Source organism: Hymenobacter sp. PAMC 26628 (genome assembly GCF_001562275.1).
Lineage (GTDB): Bacteria > Bacteroidota > Bacteroidia > Cytophagales > Hymenobacteraceae > Hymenobacter.
This window is the reverse complement of the sequence record NZ_CP014304.1, coordinates 3,878,649-3,897,805: the sequence shown is the minus strand read 5'-3', so window position 1 is coordinate 3,897,805 and position 19,157 is coordinate 3,878,649. Positions and strand designations below refer to the sequence as shown.

The window sequence follows — 19,157 nt, the reverse complement described above, 5'->3', positions numbered from 1 at the left end:
AAGGAAACAAGCAGAACGTCATGCTCATCTGTCGTCCGCGCAGCCGAAGCATCTCTCCCGCAGCAGTAAACCAATCGATTAGATTAGTTACGCGGGAGAGATGCTTCGGCTGCGCGGACGACAGATGAGCATGACGTTCTTTTCTCTCGTTTACAAAGTGGGCACCCCGTTCACCGTCGTGTACTTGAGGGTGTATTTTTTGTCGGGGTAGATGTATTTAAATGCGCCCTGGCACATCAGCGCGGCCTCGTGGAAGCCGCAAAGGATGAGCTTGAGCTTGCCGGGGTAAGTGTTGATGTCGCCGATGGCGAACACGCCGGGCGTGGACGTGCTGTAGTCCAGCGTGTTTACTTGCACGGCGTCGTTCTCCAGGCCCAGGCCCCACTCGCCGATAGGCCCCAGCTTGGGCGTGAGGCCAAACAGCGGCACGAAGGCGTCGAGCGGCACGGTTTCGGCCACACCGTCGTTGCCGGTGATGGTGACTTCCTGCAAGTGGCCGTTGCCGTGCAGGTGCGTCACATTGGAGCTGAGTACGAGCTTGATTTTGCCGGCCTCGTGCAATTTCTGCACTTTCTCGGCCGAGTCGGCGGCCCCGCGAAAGGTGGTACCGCGGTGCACGAGCGTTACCTCCGAGGCTACGTTGGCTAGAAAGTTGGTCCAGTCGAGGGCCGAGTCGCCGCCGCCGGCAATCACGATTTTCTTGTCGCGGAAGTGCTCAGGGTCGCGCACCATGTAGTGCACGCCCTTGCCGCCCTCGAAGCGCTCCAAATTTTCGACGGCCGGCTTGCGGGGCTCGAACGAGCCCAGGCCCCCGGCGATGGCCACGGCTTTGCACTGAATCTCGGTGCCATCGGTGGTGTAGAGCTGGAAGGTGCCGTCGTCGAGCTTGGCGAACTGCTCCACTCGCTCGCCCAGCGTGAAAGTGGGGTGGAAGGGCTCGATCTGCTTCATCAGGTTGTCGACCAGGTCGCCGGCCAGCACTTCGGGGAAGCCCGGGATGTCGTAAATCGGCTTCTTGGGGTAGATTTCGGTGAGCTGGCCGCCGGGCTGCGGCAGGGCGTCGACGACGTGGCAGCGGAGCTTGAGCAAGCCAGCTTCAAATACGGCAAACAGGCCCACTGGGCCGGCCCCGACGATGCAGATATCGGTGGAAATTACGTTGGGCATAAACGAGCTAAGTCTCTGAAACAAGCGGCCGCAAAGGTAGCCGTTGCGGCCGGGGCCGCCAACGGCCCCGTACTAATACAACAACCCAGGGCCCGAAATCGTTGGCTGTTTTGGTGTTGGCCGCGCCGCTTTGGCCTGCTATGTGCAGGGAGCGGCCGGGCCGCGCGCCGGCCCTACCTTGTTGCCGGAAACCTTCGCGGTGCCCGTTGCCTCTCCCTACAGTCCGTTTCCCGGCGCATGATTTCAGCTTCGATTCTTAGAAAATACGCCCTGCTGCTGCCGCTGAGCGGGCTGGCCGTGGCCTGCGGCTCCGGCGGTGAGCCCGTTAAAATTGCTGGGGGCAAGCCCGCCGCCGGGGCCCCCGCGGCCGCCGATAAAATTAATCAGCTCAACGTGTTGGTCGACGCCTCGGGCGGAATGCAGGGCTTCATGCACGCCAACGCGCCCGGCGAGCCTGGCAGCAACTTCCAGCAAACGGTGGCCGCGCTGCTCTCGGATGTGAACGGCCAGCACGGCGCCCCGGCGGCCTACTACTTCGTGAAGGAAGCCACCGGCGCCGACCCGCGCATCCTGGTGCCCACCAGCTACGGGGCCCTGACCAGCGCCGTGAGCACCGGCATCCAGAAGCCCGCCCTGGGCACCGAGCTGCCCCTGATGCTGGCCGAGGCCCTGAAGCTGCACGCCAAGCGGCCCGGCACGGTGAGCATCATCGTGTCCGACTTCATCTACAGCCCCAAAAACGCTGGCGAAACCTGGCGCGTGAAAACCGACGTGAAGGACGCCCTCGGCACCGCCGACGCGGCGCAGCTGGCCGTGTCGGTATTCGCTGGCACGTCGGAGTACCGGGGCAATTTTTACCCCGGCAACCGCACCCGCCCGCAGGCCTTGCGGGGCGAAAAGCTGCCCTACTACATCTGGGTGGTGGGAGCCCCGGCATTGGTGGGCCAGGTCGACGGCACGCTGCTGAAGCGGCTGGCCGGCCAGCCCCAGGCGCACTTCAACACCCGGTTTGCGCCGCCCTACGCCGCGCTCGACCACTTCCAGAACCAGGGCGAATGGTACAAGGCCGACCCGGTGAACGGCGTGCCGGCCCTGAGCTTCACCAAAAGCGTATCGCGCAAGGAGCCGGCTGAGGTTGTGTTTGGCCTCGACCTGAAAGGCGTGCCCGCTGAGTGGCAGAAAGCCGCCGCCCAAGGCCTGCGCCTCGACGCCGCCGCCACCGACGCCACACTGCTGCGCACCTGGCCCGTGGCCCAGGAGCCCAGCGCCGCCACCCACGCTAACTTGCAGCAGTACACGCACCTAGCCAAAATAAAGCTGGGCCAGGTGCCCGGCGCCGGGGCCCTGCTGCACCTCACGCTGCCCCGCCCGCAGCCCGCCTGGGTCGCCCAAACTTCTACCGCCAACGACAGCAACATCGCCAAGCAGGGCCCCAAAACCTTTCTCCTCACCGACGTCATGCAGGGCGTGGCCGACTACTTTGCCGACCAGCCCAGCGCCCAGCAAGCCCTCGATTTGCTCATCCGCGTGCAGCGCGCGGAGTAGCGTGGACGCTGCGAGTCCGCGCGTTGAACGGTCGCCGAACGGTTATCGGTAGGACGAAGCGAGAGCCGCGGACTCGCAGAATCTACGCTACAGCGCTGGGGGCCCAATTTTTATACAATCTGCCAACCCAACCCCTTTATGTTTCAACAGCTTTTCACTTCGCTCTACCAAGCCTTACTGGGTACGCCGGCGCCGTCGTCGCTTATTCCCGTGTACCAAAAAAGCATCTTCCCCGGCGTGGGCCTCAGCACGTTTTTCGCCGTGGCGCTGGGCATGGCCCTGGTGTACTACGTGGTGCTGAACCGGGTGCTGACCACGGCGTTGTTCAAAACTTCGCACTGGCTGCTATTCGTGCTGCTCACGGCCGTGGTGGCGGCGGGGCTGGCGTATTCGCAGGCGCACTCGGTGGTCACGGAAAGCCTCAACAGCAGCGGCGTGGCGCTGGAAGGCATTGAGCAGTCGGCTTATAACCGCTACGTGCTGGGCTTTTTGTGCGTAAACGCGTTGTTCGGGGCCCTGTTTTTCGTGTTTTGGTCGTTTGTGGTGAAATTCTTCTCCACCAGCGCCCGCACTACACCGGTGCGCTGGCCAAATTAGGGCCCTCATTGGAATACCTTGAACGTCATGCTCATCTGGCGTCCGCGCAGCCGAAGCATCTCTCCTGCGGCAGTAAATACTAGTTAGTGAGCGGGAGAGATGCTTCGGTTGCGCTCAGCATGACGGGCTAATTACTTTTTTACCCTATTCTACCTCAATGGCTAAACTGTTTTTATTCGGTATCGGCGGCACGGGCTCGCGCGTGATTCGCTCGCTGACGATGCTGCTGGCGGCGGGCGTCGAAATCAAGAACTGCGACACGGTGGTGCCCATCATCATCGACCCCGATGCCCGCAACGGAGACATGAACCGCACCGTGGAGCTGCTCAAAACCTACGCCCGGCTGCGCAAAGGCTTGCAGCCGGCCCCAGCCGTGGGCGACTTCTTCCACACCGACATCAAAACGCTCTCGGCCATTGCCCAAACCGGCAGCGGCGACGTGAAGGACGCTTTCGTATACGATTTCGGCAACATCAACGAGAGCTTCCGCGACTACCTGCACTACGACCGGATGCCGGTGGAAAGCCGCCACCTGGTGGATTTGCTCTTCACGCCCGAAAACCTGGCCAGCCCGCTCACCGTGGGCTTCAAGGGCAGCCCCAACGTGGGCTCGGTGGTGCTGAACGGGCTGATGGGCTCGGCCGAAATTCAGGCGTTTGCCAACAACTTTAACGAGCAGGACGGCGACCGGGTGTTTTTCATCAGCTCCATCTTCGGGGGCACCGGAGCGGCGGGTTTCCCGCTGCTGCTCAAGAACCTGCGCTACCCCGACCTGAGTGGCGGCCAGCGCCTGCCCAACGAAAAAGCCCTGCGCGAGGCCCCCATGGGCGGCCTCTCGGTGCTGCCCTACTTCAAGGTGAACCCAAGCGCGGAAAGCGCCATCGACTCGCGGTTTTTCATCACCAAAACCAAGGCGGCCCTCAGTTACTACGAAACTAATCTGCGGGGCCTCAACTCGTTGTACTACCTGGCCGACCCCGTCACGAAGAGCTACGACAACCAGGAAGGCGGCGCCAATCAAACCAACGGGGCCCACTTCATCGAGCTGGTGGGGGCCCTGGCGGTATTCGATTTTATGGCCCACAGCAAAGCCGAGCTGCAAGGCCAGGAGCTGTTTTTTGAGTACGGCCTGGAGAAGGACGACCGGCCGGTGCGCTTCGGCTCGCTCGACGCCGACAAGAGCCTGCAGCTGCTGGGCCGGGCCCTGACGCGCTTCCAGCTCTTCGCCATCTTCCTCACCCACGGCTTGCCCGGCACGATGGACGCGGTGTTCGCCAAAACCCTGCAACTGCCCGCCGACTGGAAGCACGACGACTTTTATAGGGCCCTGCGCGAGCTGCTCGACAACCCCGCCTACGGCTTCACGCCCTGGCTCAAAGAGCTGAGCGCCAACGACCGCGCCTTTGCGCCGTTCCAGCTCGGCTCGGCTGACTACAACGATTTGGTGTACGGCCAGCGCGTCGAAACCGGCTTTTTCGACAAGGGCATCGTCACCAATTCGCTGCGCAAGTCGCTGGACGACAGCGCTACCAAAACGAGCCACCCCACCCGGCCGGGCCAGTTCGTGGAGCTATTCAGCAAGGTGATGCGCGAGACGGTGGACAGTAAAATCAAGGGGTTTTAGCAGATTGCCAATGGCGCGGGGTTCTGCCCCGTGCCGGCTATGTTTGGGAGGCTCTGCCTCCCGCCGTTAGGTTCGTTGCCACCGTAAGCCGTTCAAACCGGGGAGGCAGAGCCTCCCAAACGTAATCGGCACGGGGCAGAGCCCCGCGCCAGCAGTGAAATAGTAGAGCTAGATAACTCATTATGAGCACCATCCTTCGCCTGCACCAGCAGGGTAAATCGTTGCTTCGCGGCTGGCAGCAGTCCGACCGCATCAGCGACAACCAGATTAAAACCATTGCCGACCCTGACGGCGGCTCGGCGCACGTCACGAGCACGTCGATTCCGACGCCGTTTGGGCAGCTGCACCTGCTGGCCGAGGCGTTCGAGTTTGTGCGCCACGAGCCGAACGGCACCTCTGTGTACCACCACTTGGTGACGCACTGCTTGGACTTGCTGGAGCTGCTGTTCTTTCGCCAACAGTTTGCCAACTATAGCCTTACGCTGCTACCCTGGCACAAAGACGACCAGCTTAGGGCCCTGCAAAGCAACGATGCTACCCGCCTGATGGGCCGCACGTTGGGCCTGTACCTGAACGACCCGCAGTTTGCGGGCGTCGAAACGCTGTTCCTGATTTTTGGGGAGGCGCGCGGCAGCGGGCGGCGCGAGCTGCTGGGGCTGACGTCGCCGTTTACGCTGGTGTTTGCGCGGCAAGGGCTGCGGGCGCTGGATATTCAGCGGGTGAACGGCACCGGGCGCTACTTCGACCAGGCCATTGTGCCGCTGGCGCAACGGGCCCCGGAGTTTCAGAAGTTTCTGTACGGTTGGTTCGACGTGAACAAGAACCTGCGCGATAAGACGTTTGCCAATAGCCTGTTCCGCTACTTGCAGGACACCGACCGGCAGCGCGTGAACGACGTGGCGGGCCAAAACCTGAGCCCCACCGAGTTCCTGGCCGACTACGAGCCGCTGCCTTACGAGGGCGGCGTGGTGCGCATCAAAGGGGCCGAATTGTACCAGGCGCGCGTGTCGCAGAAGCCGGGTACCAGCGACTGGTTCATTGCCGCCACCCGCGTGCTGGAGGGCCCCGCGCCGCTCGTGCTCAAGCCCGACCTCGACCTGACGGGCAGCAACTACTACGGCGGCACCAAGGGCGCGGCCGGCATGGGGGCCCAAATCGGCTGGGCCGACGCCGAGCCCAACCTGGCCGCCCGCGTGCTGCCCGCACTGGGCATCACCTACCCGTACCTGACGGTGAACGACCTGCTGGAAGACTTCCTCGTGGAGCTGCCCTACGGCTTGAACCGCGACAAATTTGCCGCCGGCCGCCAGCCGGTTATCTACGCGCCGGGGGCCCGGAAGGCGTACCAGTACACCGACTTTGACACGGATGCGGACTTGCAGTTCCCGTTTCTACTGCCGATTAAGAAACAGTTCTTCAACTACTTCACCCCGGAAGACGTGAACCGCCTGGTGCAGTTCACGGTGGAGATAAACTACGTGACCGTGACCCTGACCGTGCCCGTACAGCACGGCCAGCCCGTGGTGTACGAGCGCCACTACTACCGCAAGCTGCCCAGCGCTGTGAGCCAGCGCCCTGAAAACGGCTTCCTGGTGGAGACGCTGGTGAACCTGGGCGTGTTTCCGTTCTACAAGCACGAGCGGGCCGAAATCAACAACACTTACGAGGTGATGCTGGTGGACGATAACTCCGGCGCGACGCTGGCCGACCTGCACTTCCACGACGCCCAGGGGCCCCGGCAGGCCGAAAAACAGGTGCGCGTGGCCCGCAACCCGTTTGGCGCGGCCAGCATCTATTACCAGTTGCGGCAGGCGCCGTTTGATTTTGTGGAGCTGGAATGCCCGCTGCCGGATGCGCCGGGCACGCCCTTTCGCACGGTGCGCAACGTGGTGGTGCCGCGCTGGAAAGCAGTAACGAGCGGCCCAGCTAACTTCACGTTTGCTGTCGATTTTGGCACCACCAATAGCCACGTGGCCCTGATGCGCGGCGCCGACACCACGCCCGAGCCCTTCCGCATCGCCACCGAGGACGAGCTGCAAGTGGTGACGCTGAACCAACCGCTGAAGCGCGCCAACTCCCTGCCCGAGCGCTACAGTACCAGCTTCGGCAGCCTGGCCTACGCCCGCACGGTGCAAAACCGCGAGTTCGTGCCCGCCTTCATCGGCACATCGGGTGCCGACTACGCCTTCCCGATTCGCACGGCGACCTGCGAAACGCCCATTTTTGCGGGCCAGATTACCCAGCTGTTTGGCAACGTCAACATTGGCTTCAACATCAACCGCGACGAGCTGAACGGGGCCGTGGGCCACTACCGCACCAACCTGAAGTGGGAAACCAGCGGGGCCGACAACGAGGCCGGCCAGCGCCGGATGCGTGCCTTTCTGCGGGAAATGCTGCTGCTCATCAAGCACAAAACGGCCCTCAACAACGGCGACGTGAGCAAAACCCAAGTGGTGTGGTTCCGGCCCTTGAGCATGAACGCCGCCGCCCAGCTGGTGTTCGAAAACACCTGGGCCGAGGAGTACAAGTGGGTGTTTGGCGAGCGCCAGCAGTTCCCGCCGCGGGTGCTGAGCGAGTCGCTGGCCCCGTACCTCGACCTGGTGAAGCAAGGGGCCATCGAGCCGCGCGACGGCGTGAACGCCGTGAACGTGGACATCGGCGGCGGCACCACCGACGTGCTGTTTGTGCGGGGCGAAAAGCCGGCCGCCATCAGCTCGTTCCGCTTCGCCGGCGACGTGCTGTGGAGCGACGGCTCGCGCCAAACCCGCGGCGGCCGCCTCAACGGCTTTTTGCGCTACCAGGACGCGCTGGTGGGTAAGATGGTGCCCGACGAAACGAACAAAGACGCTTTCCAAAAGGCGCGCAACGCGTTTGAGAAGGCCATGAAAAACGGCGATTTCTACGCTTCCGACGTGGTGAGCCTGCTGTTTGGGTTCGACGACCAGCTGCGGTTCAGCGAGAAAATCATTCTGGCCCAGCACCTGCGCGTGGTGCTGCTGCTGCACTTCGCGGCCATTGCGTACCACGTGGGGCAGGCGGCGCAGGCCCAGGGCCTCAGCCCGTTGCCGCGCCACCTCAGCTTCAGCGGCAAGGGCAGCACCTACATCAAGCTGCTCGATTTCCGCCCCGGCCAGCCCACGGCCACCAAGCTGGCCCGGCTGGTGCTGGCCTTTGCCACCGGCCAGCCCGTGCCCGCCGACTTCCGCCTCACCGTGGCCACCGACCCTAAGGAAGCCACCGCCAACGGCGGGGCCCGCCTCTTCGCCGCCCAGCAGGGCGAGCACCTGGCCCTGCAGGACCTGATGGAAAACATGAAGGCTTCCGCCATCATCGGCGACACCTTCCCAAAAGACGCCGACGGGGATGAAGCGCCTGATGCCGCCGGGGCCCCAGCCGCGCCGCCGCTCACCGGCCGCGCCGCCCAGCCCACGCTGGCCCAGGCCCGCGAGCGGCGCGACGCGGTGCTCGTGAACGCCCAGCGCCTCATCGACTTCCTGGCCAACGACCCCGATGTGGAGGAGCTGCTGCCGCGCCTGAACGTGGAGTTCGACGCCGATTTCCTGAGCGAGTTCTTCCGCCAGGAGATGGGCGACAGCCTCAACGCGGGCTTCAACCAGCTCTCCGCTAATACAGCCAAGGAAACGTCGGCCATTAGCGAAACGCTGTTTTTTTTCGCCTTCCGCGACGCGCTGCCCAAGCTTACCCAACGCCTTTACGAACGCCATTATGCTGCGCAAACTGCTTAATTTCGGTGGCCGGGCGGCCCGTGTGGCGGCTTGCGCTGCGCTGCTGGCCGGCGGGCATGGGGCCCTGGCCCAGGGCATTCCAAGCCCCGAACCTACAGTGGCCACAGAGGAAGCAGCTGCCCAACCGGTGGCTGCCCAGGCCGTGTCGCCCAGCCGCGACTGGAGCGAGTGGGCCTTGGCCTTGTCGGTGCTGAGCTTGATTGGCGTGGCTTTTTTGGTTGTGACCCGGCCCAAGCACCGGCACCGCTCGTCGTCAAGCAGCGGCTCCGGCAGCCCAACCACGCGCCTGGCAGGTGCAACCGATGAGTTGACGCCCGGGCAGTTCAAGGAAGTGCAGAAGATGATAGCCCGGGCCCTGGCCGACCAAAACCGGCCAGGGCCGGGCCCGGCTGGGCCCGCTGCTGCTTCAGCGGCCAGCAACTCAGCCAACCGTCCTAAGCTGGCAGCCAATACGCCCCGTCCCAAAACCGCCTCGACTGCCCTGCCGCCGCCCGAGGCGCCGGCCGCGCCAGTTGCCGCCGAGCCGCAAGCCGCTGCCGAGCCCGCGGTAGCCGCTGAGCCGGCGCCCGCCCCGCCCGCGCCAGTGGGGCCCCGGCGCGCCTACGTTAGCTCGGCGCCGGTGAACGGGCGGTTCCGGCGCAACGTGTTGCAGGGCCAGCCGGCCCACAACAGCATTTATGAGTTGACCTGGGACCCCGCCCGGCCCGACGAAACCACGTTCCAGGTGAACCCCGACGTGGCCTCGCACCCGCGCCACATCAGCTCCTACGCCGACGTGCTGGAGCCGGCCTGCGAATTTAATTTGCCCCAGGGCGCGGCCTCGCGCATCGTGACGGAGGCGCCCGGCCTGCTGCGCCGTGTGGACGGCGACGACTGGGAAATCGTGCGAAAGGCGCGCATTTATTTCGCCTGATGCGGGGCCCCACCCCTGGCCCCTCCCCGGCGGTGAGGGGTGCCTTCAACAAGCTGTTAGCTGACGACTGGCACCCCTCCCCATCGGGGAGGGGCCGGGGGTGGGGTCGAATCGGTAACGCATTCTAAAACAACTCTATGCTGGTAATAATTGAGGCCCTGGCCGTCATCCTGCTGATTGGCTTGCAAGTGCGCGCCTTCCTGGGGGCCCGTGCCCAGATTGGCCGTTTAGAGAAACTATTCCCCGGCGCCGGGGCCCTGCTTCTCACCAAAGTCAGCGACCCGGCGACGCACCGCGAAGTGGATACGGTGGCCAGCACCGCGCCCTCGCCGGAGTTTGCCGAAGTGCTGGCCAACACCAACGTGTACCTGCTCAAAAACAAGGGCACGGCCGACTTCAACATCCTGCAAGACCTCACCGAGCGCCGGGTGGGGGCCCTGGACAGCGAAATCCAAGCCACCACGTCGCTGCCGCTCTACCTGGGGCTAATGGGCACGTTTGGCGGGGCCATTTTGGGGCTGGTGAGCCTGGTGCTGGGCGACGGCAAGTTTGACGACGCGGCCATCGCGGGCTTTCTGCGGGGCATCACAGTGGCCATGGTGGGCAGCCTGTGCGGCCTGGGCCTCACGCTGTGGGGCAATGCGCTGTACCGCGGGGCCCGCCGCCAGGCCGAGCGGCTGCGCAACGACTACTACTCGTTTTTGCAGGTGGAGCTGCTGCCGATTTTGCACTCCGACATGGCCGGCAGCCTGAGTACCCTCAAAACCGTGCTCGACGGGTTCAACGTTAAGTTTGTCAACGATATTCAATCCATCGGCCCGGCCTTTGAACAACTGCGGCCGCTCATCGACCAGATTATCAGCAGTACGGAGGTGCAGCGGCGGTTTCTGGAGCGGCTGCAGGGCATTGGGTTCACCGAGATGGCCAACGCCTCGGTGGCCGTGTTCGACCGGATGGACCGCAGCGCCCACATGTTCGAGGACTTTTTGGTGTACCAGGAAAAACTAAATGCCACGCTGGCCGCCGGGGGCGAGGTGGTGCGCAAGGTCGAAGGCCTGCTGAGTCGCCTCACGGGTCTCGAAACCGGCCTCAACCAGGTGCCGGCCATGCTCCAGCAGCACAACGACACGGTGGACCGCCAGTTCCGCTTCTTCAACCAGAGCCAGGAGCGCATGGACCGCATGGGCGCCGACACGGAGCAGTACTTCGACAAGGCCAGCCGCCAGCTCACGGGCATGATGAGCACGCGCCTGGCCCACTTCAACGCCGACGCCGAGAACGCCCAGGCCGAGTGGCAGCGCCGCTTCGACACGCTCAAGGCCGACAACATTTACCAGCGCATCGTCGAGTACCTCAACCCGTTCAGCCAGCTGCCGGCCCAGCAGCAGGCCCTGAACCAGCTACAGGAGCGCCAGGCCCAGCAAACGGCCCAGGCCATCCAGGCCCTCCAGCAGCGCCTCGACGCCGACACGGCCTTGCAGCAGCAGCTGCTGTTCCAGGTCACGCGCACCAATGCGGTGCTCGAGCAGCTCACCGAGCGCAGCTGGTTGCAGAAAGCGCTGGGCCTGAACAGAAAGTGAGATTTTAGTTGCTGGTTGTCCGGGCTCCATGCCCTCACCGTGCCATTCATGGCCGTCATGCAGAGCGCAGCGAAGCGGAGTCGAAGCATCTCTACCGCAGCACTAACTCAATTGATTGAATTACTTACGCAGTAGAGATGCTTCGACTCCGCTTCGCTGCGCTCTGCATGACGGCCTGGGCCCCCCAGATGGCGGACAACTAGCAACGAACAAATAGCAACTAAAAATGAACCAGGACCGCAAAGATTTCTTCTGGCCCAGCTACGTGGACCTGATGACGGCCCTGTTTCTGGTGATGCTGGTGCTGTTCGTGCTCAGCTACAAGCGCTTCCAGGACAAGCAGCGCACCAACGAAAACCTGATTGCCGAACTGAAGGTGCAGGTGCAGGAAAAGCGCAAGCTCGACGAAATCAAGGCCGCGCTGCAACGCCTCGAAAGCAGCTACTTCACCTACAATCAGCGCTACAAGCGCTACGAGCTGAACTCCGAAGTCACGTTTGCGCCCAAGAGCGACGTGCTGCCCGCCGCCGCCCAGGGCCCCCTGGTGCAGGCCGGCCGCTTCCTGCTGCGCCAAATGCAGAGCCTGAACAAACAGGATAACGTGCAGTACCTCATCGTAGTGGAGGGCCGCGCCGCTAAGGACCTGCGCTACCCCGCCACCGACCCGCACAACCTCGACGGGCCCGCCGTGCGCCAGCTCAGCTACAGTAGGGCCCTGGCCGTGCTGCGGCTCTGGGAGCAGGCCGGCCTGCGCTTCCCAACCAACCTGGAGGTGGTAGCCGCCGGCAGCGGCTTCCGCGGCGCCGGCCGCTACACGGGCGCCGAGGAAGCCAAGAACAAGCGCTTCATCATCCAGATTCAGCCCAAGATTGGCTCCATCGGCAAATAATAACCTGGGGATAACAACCGGGGCCCCCGGCGGGCCGTTGGAGGTTGATTACCAATGGCCCGCCCCCATGAAACGCGACGAAATTATTCCCCGCCAAACCCGCATCGTGTACGCGTTAATGGCCTTCGCGGCGGCGGCGGGCTTCGTTTGGGCCCTGTGGGAGCACTTCCACCGCGCCGCGTAGGCCGCGGCCGGCTTACAGCTTGGCGTCCTGGGTTTTATCGGTCATGGCGGCCTGCAAGTAGCCGAGCATGGTCTTGATTTCGTCGTCGGTGTTGACGCGCAGCAGATTCCAGGTTTTTTGCATGAGGGCATCCGTTACTGCGTCGGTGTAGGCCGAGGCCAGGTGTGGCTTTTCCCGCTCGAAGGGGCCCATGCCGTAATCGCCGGTGGGGGTAGGGTGGGTGTTCACAAAGTGGGTCACGTCGTACTGGTACTGCCCTTCCTTGAGGACGTGGATGCTGAGCACGTGGCCCACGGGCCCGCAGCTGTGGCCGTTCACCAGGGCCTGCGTGCGGCCCTTAACGATGATGTTGCCGGTGGCTGCGTCCTGCACTTGCAGCACCGCCGCGTCGCCCTTGTAGCGGCGCAGGGCCCAGGCACGGGCCCGGCGGTACAGCTCGCTTTCGGTGGCCCCGGGGATTTCGACCACGGCGGAGTAGGCCACCAGGTGCGTGGTGGGGTCGATGGGCAGCGCGGGGGCATCTTGGGCGCGCACGGCCGGCGCGGCCAGCGCGGCCAGCGCCAGGGATAAAAAGAGTAGCAGGCTTTTCATAAAACTAATGGGTTGGTAGATAGAGGGTATAGTGTGGGAGTGAAGGGCGACTGTGAGCGGCGCATTGCGGGCCGCGGGATAGAAAAACTATTTAATCGGGCTTAAATCATAGTGATTGGCGCATAAAAAAAAGGCCCTTGGCGCAGTGCCGAGGGCCTTTTAGGAAAAATCGAGGCGCGAACGTTGCGTTCGCCAGATTTGGTGCATCATTTGAAACAGAGCGCGGCGGGGTAGGGCCGTTGCGCGGAGCAAAGGTAAGCACGCCGTCGTCAGTGGGCTTGTCGTGCCGGGGCCCTTTGGATCAGGCCTATTTTAAAAAAAACGCAATAAAAAAGCCCCTCAGCGTGATGCTGAGGGGCTTTTCGTGGTCGTGTAAGGAGTCGAACCTTAAACCTTCTGATTCGTAGTCAGATGCTCTATCCAATTGAGCTACACAACCATTTCCCGCGTTGGGAGCACAAAGGTAGGGAGGCTTTTTGAGCTGCCACAACTTTGGCCTGACTTTTTTTGCTGCGCCGCGGCAAACCCGTTCAGTATCAGGGCAAGATTTTTGCGTCGGTGGCCGCATTTGCCTGCAAGCTGCGCTTCAGGGCCCGGTTGAACACGAAAAACAGGCCAAATAGCGATGCTGCTACCAACCCCACCAGTACAAGCTTGCTCAGGGCCCCCTGGTCGGGGTCGCGGAGCAGGGCCAGCACGTCGGAGGCCTCGGTGCCGAGCCAGTAAAAAAACAAGCTGCGCGGCAGCATCCCCAGCACCGAGGCGGCCAGGAAGCGGCGGCGCGGCACGCCCACCATCGCCAGCACGAACGTCATGAGGGCAAAGGGCAGCACCGGCGAGAGGCGCGTGAGGACGATGAGCGACCAGCTCTGGGATTGTAATTGGTCGACCACGCCCCCGGCCTTGGGGAACAGGTGCAGGAACTGGCGCAGCTTGCCGTGGTCGAGGCGCAGGGCCAGCTCGTAGCCGATGGCGGCGGCCACGGCGTAGGCCGCCACCATGCCCGGCAGCCCCGCCCAGCCAAAGTAGTAGCCCGTGGCAATGGCCACGAACGTGGTGGGCGTGAGGGCAAAGGCCATCGTGACGGCCGTGAGGGCGAAGTACAGCAGCGCGGGGCCCCAGCGCAGCCCTTCCAGCAAGTGCTGGTTCCGGAGGAGCAGCGCCGCCACCGCCGTCGAGCCCAGCAGTGGCACGGCCACCAGCAGGAACATGGTGAGCAGGGTGGAGAAATTCTTCTGGAAAAGCGCGCGCAAAAAAGCCATCGGGAACGGTAAGGGTAGGGCCGGGGCCCCAAAGAAACGGGCCCACGCCGCCACCGGCCGGAGCCGGGGCGGGTGGGCCCGTTTACGGCGGCGCGGCGCGCGCGGCCCAGTCAGTGGCTTTTACACCGTCCAGAGGCGCAGGCTCATCCAGCCATAAGCGCCCAGCACCGCGGCCAGCCAGCCCAGGGCCCCGTAGGTGAGCAGCAGGTACCAGGCCACCGCCGGGCGGCGGAACCGCTTGAAGTACCGCACCGTGAGCACCGCGCCGGCGATGATAAAGGCCACGAACACGAGTGGCCCCAGCGAAGCGGCCACGGAGGACACCAAGCTCAGATGGCCGTCCGTCGTGAGGTGCTCGACAAGGCTGGTAAGGGCACCTGCTGTGGCCACCAGTGCACTCGTAGCTAGCAAGGGCAGCAGACGGGGCAATAGCTGCGCCCGCGGAAGCTTGCGGCGCAATACCCGCACTAGGCCCACCAGCGCGGCCAGGCTGCTGGTGGTAATTAGTAGCACGGAGAGGGCCAGCAAGGCCGGGGGCAGCCACCACCAGAACCCCGCCGCCAACGCATAATCAGCTTGCGCTGTTGGCAGTGTGGTTATCAGTACCCGCCGGCCTTCTTTGTCTTGCGTGAGCACGGTGGTGGCCGTTTGCTCATTCGGGTGGCGGAAGGTGAGCGGGCCGGTGGGCATCAGGGTGTCGGCCTTGCCAATGAGGGGCTCCAGCAGCAGTAGATTTCCTTGCCGGCGCAGATTGGCGCCACCGGCCAGATAGTCGGCAAGGCCGGTCAGCTCTTGGCGGGGCGCGGCGCTCCGGTAATGGCCGAGGTAGGGCGCCACGGCCGCGGCATCGAGCGGCACCGCGGGCGACGGCCCGCGCGTGGGCAGCTGCCGCAGCAAAAATGCTTGCACCAGTTGTTCCAGCTTCGGGGCGCGCTGTCCGCCGTTGTTCGAGAAAGCATAGCCCATGCCCAGCTCGCGGTTGTAGCCGAAGGCGCTGATAAACCCGGCCATGCCGCCGCTGTGCCCCCGGAAAAGCGCTTTGCCCTGCAAGCCAAGGGGCCAGTTGGCCAAGCCATAGCCGGCGGGCAGGCCGGCGCGGCTGGCCAGGGTCGTGTGCACGGTTTCCAGCTCGCGCAGGCTGGCGGGCTGGAGCAGGGCGCGGCCATCCGGGGTGCGGCCCTCGTGCAGAAAAAACTTCACCCACTGCGTCATGTCGGCCGCCGAGGCACTCATCGAACCGGCCGGGCCGAGGTAGATGGGCAGAAGGGGGAGGGACTGGTAACGCCCATCGGCGTAGCTGTAGCCCCGCGACATGCCGGGGCCGGGGGTGATGTGCAGCGCCGGGCTGGCATCAGGCATGGCCAGCGGGCGCAAAAAGTGCGCAGTGAGGTACTGCTCGTAGGGCTGGCCGCTGAACTTTTCGAGCAGGTAGCCCGCCACCTGGTAGCCGGGGTTGGCGTAGCTCATGCGCTCGCCGGGCCGCCAGCGGCAGCGCAGCTCGTTTCGGAATATCGCCAGGGCGGCCGGCCCGCGCGGGTCGGTGGGCGTGGTATTTTGAAAGTGGTTGATGCCCATGTCGTCGAAGCCGGCGGTGTGCTCAAGCAGGTGCACCACGCGCACCGGGTCGGTCGCTTCCCAGGGGTTGTCGATGGGGATTTCGGGCGCGATTTTATGCACCTCGTCGTTCAAATGCAGCTTGCCCTGCTCGATGAGCTGCATGAGGCCGGCGGCCACGAACGTCTTCGTGATGGAGCCGATGCGGAAGCGCGTGTGCGCCGTCACGGGCCGCTGGGTGGCCACGTCGGCCAGCCCCAGGCCGCCTTCGAACAGCACCGAGTCGTGGCTGACCAGCGTGAGCATTAGCCCCGGAATGTGCTCGCGGGCCATCACGGCCCGCAGCGAATCCTGGAGCTGCGCCAGCGTGCGCATGGGCGGAATGCCCGGCTGGGCCCCGGCCGGGGCCCCCAGCCCCAGGGTTAAAAGAATAGCGAGCAGTAGGTTTTTCAGCATGCGAGAATAGCGCGTGAAAGGAGCTGGTGAACAAGTAATTCGGGGCAATTGCAGGGCAATGGGCTGTAATAAAGCCAAATATATATAGCCAAACCAATACTGCGATGTACCGCCCGCCCGTGGCTTGCCTTACGGGCGCGGCCCCCGACCTTTGTTGTCCGCTTTTACGTTCACCGGCTGACCACCTTTTGCCCCGCCCATGAAATTTGCCACCAAAGCCATCCACGCTGGCGTGCACCCCGACCCCGCCACCGGGGCCATCATGACGCCCATCTACCAAACCTCGACCTACGTGCAGTCCTCGCCCGGCAAGAACATGGGCTTCGAATACTCGCGCACCCACAACCCCACCCGCACCCAGCTGCAAGACGCCCTGGCCGCCCTCGACGACGGCCGGCACGGCCTGGCCTTCGCCTCGGGCATGGCGGCCATTGATTGCGTAATGAAGCTGCTCAAGCCCGGCGACGAGCTGATTTCGACCGACGACCTGTACGGCGGCAGCTACCGGCTCTTCACCAAGGTGTACGAGCCGCTGGGCATCGTGTGCCACTTCGTGCCGATGCGCGACCTGGCCGCGGTGCGCGAAAAAATCAGCCCCCGCACCAAGCTCATTTGGGTGGAAACGCCCACCAACCCGCTACTCAACGTCATCGACATTGCCGGCGTGGCCGCCATTGCCAAGGAGGCCGGGGCCCTGCTGGCCGTGGACAACACCTTCAGCACGCCCTACTTGCAGCTGCCGCTGGCGCTGGGGGCCGACATCTCGGTGTACTCGCTCACCAAGTACATGGCCGGCCACTCCGACACCGTGATGGGGGCCCTGGTCTTTAACAGCGACGAGCTGCTCGAGCGCCTGAGCTTCTACCAGAACGCCTGCGGCGGCACGCCGGGGCCCCAGGATTGTTTCCTGGTGCTGCGCGGCCTCAAAACCCTGCACCTGCGCATGCAGCGCCACTGCGAAAACGGCCGCGCCGTGGCCGAGTACCTGCGCCAGCACCCCAAAGTGGAGCACGTGTACTGGCCCGGCTTCGAAACCCACCCCAACCACGCCGTGGCCGCCCGGCAGATGCGCGACTTTGGGGGCATGATTTCGTTCGTGCTCAAAGGTGATAAAAAGGAGGACGCCATTGCCGTGCTGGAGAAATTCAAGCTCTTCACCCTGGCCGAAAGCCTGGGCGGCGTGGAAAGCCTCAGCGGCCACCCCGCCACCATGACGCACGCCAGCATCCCGCCCGAGCAGCGCCGCAAGGCTGGCCTCTCGGATTCGCTCATCCGCCTGAGCGTGGGCATCGAGGATGCCGAGGACTTGATCGAGGACCTGGCCCAGGCCATCGGCTAGGGCCCCGTGGAACGTCCGCCCGCCCCGCCGCCCATCGACGTGCTGCCACTATTTCCGGTGCTGGACCGGCTGCTGCTGGAGCTGCTGCGTGGCCTGGCCCCGGCCGACTGGCAGCGCCCCACGCGGGCCCGGCAGTGGGCGGTGAAGGACGTGGCCGCCCACCTGCTCGACGGCAACCTGCGCACGCTCTCCATGTTGCGCGACGGCTACTACGGCGAGCCGCCGGGCGCAATCACTTCCTACGCCGACCTGCTGGCCTACCTCAACCGCCTGAACGCCGAGTGGGTAGCGGCCGCCCGCCGCCTGAGTCCGGTCGTGCTCATCGACTGGCTGGCCGCGTCGGGAGCCGAGTACGCGCAGTTCCTGGCCACGCTCGACCCCGGGGCCCCGGCGGCCTTTGCCGTGGCCTTGGCCGGCGAAACCGAGTCGCCCAACTGGTTTCACGTCGCCCGCGACTACACCGAGAAGTGGCACCACCAGCAGCAAATCCGCGAGGCCGTGGGACAAACCGCCGCTTTGCTGACGCCGGAACTGTTCCGGCCCTTCCTCGAAACCGTGGTGCGCGGCCTGCCGCACGCCTACCGCGCCGTGGCAGCGCCCGTGGGTACCTTGGTGCAGGTAGCGGTGCAGGGCCCCAGCGGCGGCACGTGGCGGCTGGCGCGGGGCCCCGGCGCCTGGCAGCTGCTTGATGCCAGCGCCCTGGCCGGGGCCCCCGCCGCCGCGGTGGCGCTGCCGCCCGCCACGGCATGGCAGCTGTTCACCAAAGGGCTGGCTCCGGCGGCGGCCCGGGCGCAAGCAGAAATAATTGGTGACGAACGGCTTGCCCTGCCGGTATTGCAGCTGGTGGCCGTGATGGCCTAGCAGCAGCCCCCGTTTGCCCGATACGACCGGCCGTGCGCGGCGTAGGTAGGGGGCCCTGGCCGTTAAAAGTTCGTTCCCGTGCGTTTCTTGCCGTTGCTATCTGGTGTTGTCTTGTCCTCCTGCGCCACCAATTCTGGCGTTGCTTCTATGTACACTCCTGCTCCAACTCCGGCCCCGGTCGTCCCCAGCACCACCTACCTGGCCTTGGGCGATTCGTACACCATCGGCGAAGGTGCGGCCGAAGCCGACCGCTGGCCCGTGCAGCTGGCTAAATTGGCGCAGCAAACCGGGCTGGGTGTGCAAGCGCCCGACATCATTGCCCGCACCGGCTGGACCACCGCTGAGCTGCAAGGGGCCATCCAAGCCAGTGGCAACCACCGCACCGATTACGGATTGGTGTCGCTGCTGATTGGCGTCAACAACCAGTACCGCGGCCAAACCCAGGCCCTGTACCGTACCGAGTTCCGGCAGCTGCTGGCCACGGCGGAGCAGTTTGCCGACGGGCGGGCGGGGCACGTGGTGGTGCTTTCGATTCCCGACTGGGGCCAAACGCCCTTCGCCAAAGGCCGCGACCAGGACCGGATTGGCATCGAAATTGACCAGTTTAACGCCGTTGCCCGCGACGAGTGCCGCCAGGCCGGCATCGCCTACGTCGACATTACGTTCTTCACCCGGTCCGCCGCCGGCGACGCCAGCCAGTTCACTACCGACGGCCTGCACTACACGGGGCCCCAAATGCGCCTGTGGGCCCAGCAGGCGCTGCCCGTGGTGCAGGGGTTGCTGAAATGAAATAATGGGCACCACCGGTGCAACGTTTTGGGGGCAAACGGTATCCCGAAGCTGTTGCGT

14 protein-coding genes and 1 tRNA gene are annotated in these 19,157 nt (G+C 64.5%); 10 read left to right on the top strand and 5 right to left on the bottom strand.

What is annotated here, in order from left to right; all coding sequences use genetic code 11:
• Positions 1-150 precede the first annotated feature (150 nt).
• A complete protein-coding gene (locus tag AXW84_RS16905; RefSeq protein WP_068235882.1) occupies positions 151-1,167 on the bottom strand; it encodes an NAD(P)/FAD-dependent oxidoreductase in 1,017 nt (338 codons plus the stop codon).
• Positions 1,168-1,404: 237 nt separating this feature from the next.
• On the opposite strand from AXW84_RS16905, the gene AXW84_RS16900 reads away from it, so the two are divergent.
• From AXW84_RS16900 to AXW84_RS16870, 7 genes are all read left to right on the top strand, one after another.
• A complete protein-coding gene (locus tag AXW84_RS16900; RefSeq protein WP_068235879.1) occupies positions 1,405-2,712 on the top strand; it encodes a hypothetical protein in 1,308 nt (435 codons plus the stop codon).
• 138 nt (positions 2,713-2,850) lie between these two features.
• The gene (locus tag AXW84_RS16895) at positions 2,851-3,309 is read left to right on the top strand and encodes a hypothetical protein (protein WP_068235876.1); all 459 of its coding nucleotides are present in this window, start codon (positions 2,851-2,853) and stop codon (positions 3,307-3,309) included.
• A 157-nt stretch (positions 3,310-3,466) separates the two neighbouring features.
• Positions 3,467-4,933 (top strand): hypothetical protein, encoded by a 1,467-nt coding sequence (locus AXW84_RS16890; RefSeq protein WP_068235873.1) that lies wholly within the window; start codon positions 3,467-3,469, stop codon positions 4,931-4,933.
• A 182-nt stretch (positions 4,934-5,115) separates the two neighbouring features.
• Positions 5,116-8,679, top strand: coding sequence for a hypothetical protein (locus tag AXW84_RS16885; protein ID WP_068235868.1), 3,564 nt, complete (start codon positions 5,116-5,118; stop codon positions 8,677-8,679).
• Positions 8,660-9,592: a hypothetical protein gene (locus AXW84_RS16880; protein WP_068235865.1), complete on the top strand. Its 933-nt coding sequence runs from the start codon at positions 8,660-8,662 to the stop codon at positions 9,590-9,592. Before AXW84_RS16885 ends, AXW84_RS16880 begins: the two co-directional genes overlap by 20 nt.
• 137 nt (positions 9,593-9,729) lie before the next feature.
• On the top strand, positions 9,730-11,172 hold the full coding sequence (locus tag AXW84_RS16875; RefSeq protein ID WP_068235862.1) for a hypothetical protein: 1,443 nt from the start codon (positions 9,730-9,732) through the stop codon (positions 11,170-11,172).
• 226 nt (positions 11,173-11,398) lie between these two features.
• Positions 11,399-12,061 (top strand): hypothetical protein, encoded by a 663-nt coding sequence (locus AXW84_RS16870; RefSeq protein WP_068235857.1) that lies wholly within the window; start codon positions 11,399-11,401, stop codon positions 12,059-12,061.
• A 196-nt stretch (positions 12,062-12,257) separates the two neighbouring features.
• Here AXW84_RS16870 and AXW84_RS16865 read toward each other — a convergent pair whose 3' ends face one another.
• From AXW84_RS16865 to AXW84_RS16850, 4 genes are all read right to left on the bottom strand, one after another.
• Positions 12,258-12,836, bottom strand: a complete 579-nt coding sequence (locus AXW84_RS16865) for a DUF4468 domain-containing protein (protein ID WP_068235855.1) — start codon at positions 12,834-12,836, stop codon at positions 12,258-12,260.
• A gap of 365 nt (positions 12,837-13,201) precedes the next feature.
• Positions 13,202-13,275 (bottom strand) — tRNA-Arg (locus AXW84_RS16860).
• 97 nt (positions 13,276-13,372) lie between these two features.
• Positions 13,373-14,098 (bottom strand): TVP38/TMEM64 family protein, encoded by a 726-nt coding sequence (locus AXW84_RS16855; RefSeq protein WP_068235850.1) that lies wholly within the window; start codon positions 14,096-14,098, stop codon positions 13,373-13,375.
• 120 nt (positions 14,099-14,218) lie between these two features.
• Positions 14,219-16,108, bottom strand: coding sequence for a serine hydrolase domain-containing protein (locus AXW84_RS16850; RefSeq protein WP_068235847.1), 1,890 nt, complete (start codon positions 16,106-16,108; stop codon positions 14,219-14,221).
• A 199-nt stretch (positions 16,109-16,307) separates the two neighbouring features.
• Here AXW84_RS16850 and AXW84_RS16845 point away from each other — a divergent pair, with 199 nt between their 5' ends.
• The 3 genes from AXW84_RS16845 to AXW84_RS16835 all read left to right on the top strand — a co-directional run bounded on the left by AXW84_RS16845 (position 16,308) and on the right by AXW84_RS16835 (position 19,097).
• The gene (locus AXW84_RS16845; RefSeq protein ID WP_068235845.1) at positions 16,308-17,447 is read left to right on the top strand and encodes a cystathionine gamma-synthase; all 1,140 of its coding nucleotides are present in this window, start codon (positions 16,308-16,310) and stop codon (positions 17,445-17,447) included.
• Between the two features lie 6 nt (positions 17,448-17,453).
• Entirely contained in the window at positions 17,454-18,308 is an 855-nt protein-coding gene (locus AXW84_RS16840) for a maleylpyruvate isomerase N-terminal domain-containing protein (RefSeq protein ID WP_068235835.1), read from the top strand.
• A 147-nt stretch (positions 18,309-18,455) separates the two neighbouring features.
• The gene (locus AXW84_RS16835) at positions 18,456-19,097 is read left to right on the top strand and encodes an SGNH/GDSL hydrolase family protein (protein ID WP_068235832.1); all 642 of its coding nucleotides are present in this window, start codon (positions 18,456-18,458) and stop codon (positions 19,095-19,097) included.
• The last annotated feature ends 60 nt before the right edge of the window (positions 19,098-19,157 follow it).

Bases quoted from the DNA above. Each gene is read 5' to 3' on its own strand.
- AXW84_RS16905 (WP_068235882.1), bottom strand. From the start codon at position 1,167: ATGCCCAACGTAATTTCCACCGATATCTGCATCGTCGGGGCCGGCCCA.
- AXW84_RS16900 (WP_068235879.1), top strand. From the start codon at position 1,405: ATGATTTCAGCTTCGATTCTTAGAAAATACGCCCTGCTGCTGCCGCTG.
- AXW84_RS16895 (WP_068235876.1), top strand. From the start codon at position 2,851: ATGTTTCAACAGCTTTTCACTTCGCTCTACCAAGCCTTACTGGGTACG.
- AXW84_RS16890 (WP_068235873.1), top strand. From the start codon at position 3,467: ATGGCTAAACTGTTTTTATTCGGTATCGGCGGCACGGGCTCGCGCGTG.
- AXW84_RS16885 (WP_068235868.1), top strand. From the start codon at position 5,116: ATGAGCACCATCCTTCGCCTGCACCAGCAGGGTAAATCGTTGCTTCGC.
- AXW84_RS16880 (WP_068235865.1), top strand. From the start codon at position 8,660: ATGCTGCGCAAACTGCTTAATTTCGGTGGCCGGGCGGCCCGTGTGGCG.
- AXW84_RS16875 (WP_068235862.1), top strand. From the start codon at position 9,730: ATGCTGGTAATAATTGAGGCCCTGGCCGTCATCCTGCTGATTGGCTTG.
- AXW84_RS16870 (WP_068235857.1), top strand. From the start codon at position 11,399: ATGAACCAGGACCGCAAAGATTTCTTCTGGCCCAGCTACGTGGACCTG.
- AXW84_RS16865 (WP_068235855.1), bottom strand. From the start codon at position 12,836: ATGAAAAGCCTGCTACTCTTTTTATCCCTGGCGCTGGCCGCGCTGGCC.
- AXW84_RS16855 (WP_068235850.1), bottom strand. From the start codon at position 14,098: ATGGCTTTTTTGCGCGCGCTTTTCCAGAAGAATTTCTCCACCCTGCTC.
- AXW84_RS16850 (WP_068235847.1), bottom strand. From the start codon at position 16,108: ATGCTGAAAAACCTACTGCTCGCTATTCTTTTAACCCTGGGGCTGGGG.
- AXW84_RS16845 (WP_068235845.1), top strand. From the start codon at position 16,308: ATGAAATTTGCCACCAAAGCCATCCACGCTGGCGTGCACCCCGACCCC.
- AXW84_RS16835 (WP_068235832.1), top strand. From the start codon at position 18,456: ATGTACACTCCTGCTCCAACTCCGGCCCCGGTCGTCCCCAGCACCACC.